Genomic DNA, 507 nt, shown 5'->3' with positions numbered 1-507 from the left:
AGTGGGGCTCCAGGTTGGCGGTGGAAAACTCCCAGGCCGGCGCCAGACCCCCGGCACACATGCCAATGCCGAACTGGAACTGGGACACCGCGGCCGGGGCGCCCGGGTCCCGGATATCGGCATTCGCTCCGCCGACACAGACAGAACAGCCGGAAATCACGCTGCCTGCCGTCGATGAGGCGGTGCGATTCAACGACCATGTCAAGCAGCTCTTCCGCGACCGTGACCACCAGTCGATGAGGTTTGTCTTCGATCTTTGGTCCCACGACGATGTCAGCCGGTACTCGGCCGCTATCCTCGGTCGGCTTCAGGACGGGACGATGCCCTGCGACGGCGCCTGGCCACAAGAGAAGATCGATGTCTTTCGGCGATGGATTGACGGCGGCATGCCTGAATGAACGTCTCCGACGTCAAGAGAACGATCGTTTCCGGATGCACGCCGGGGTGCCCGGGGCGGTAGCGTTCCACCCGTTTCTCCTGGAGATGCATGCTATCTCCAGGAGAAAT

The 507-nt window shown here is 62.5% G+C and carries 1 pseudogene; it reads left to right on the top strand.

Going from position 1 to position 507, the window contains the following annotated elements:
- Positions 1-398, top strand: a pseudogene (locus tag U9980_RS12615) (hypothetical protein); the annotation flags it as partial.
- Positions 399-507: the final 109 nt, after the last annotated feature.

Origin of the sequence: Protofrankia sp. Cr1, assembly GCF_963555865.1 — a bacterium.
Lineage (GTDB): Bacteria > Actinomycetota > Actinomycetes > Frankiales > Frankiaceae > Protofrankia.
This window is presented reverse-complemented; position numbering and strand designations above follow the sequence as displayed.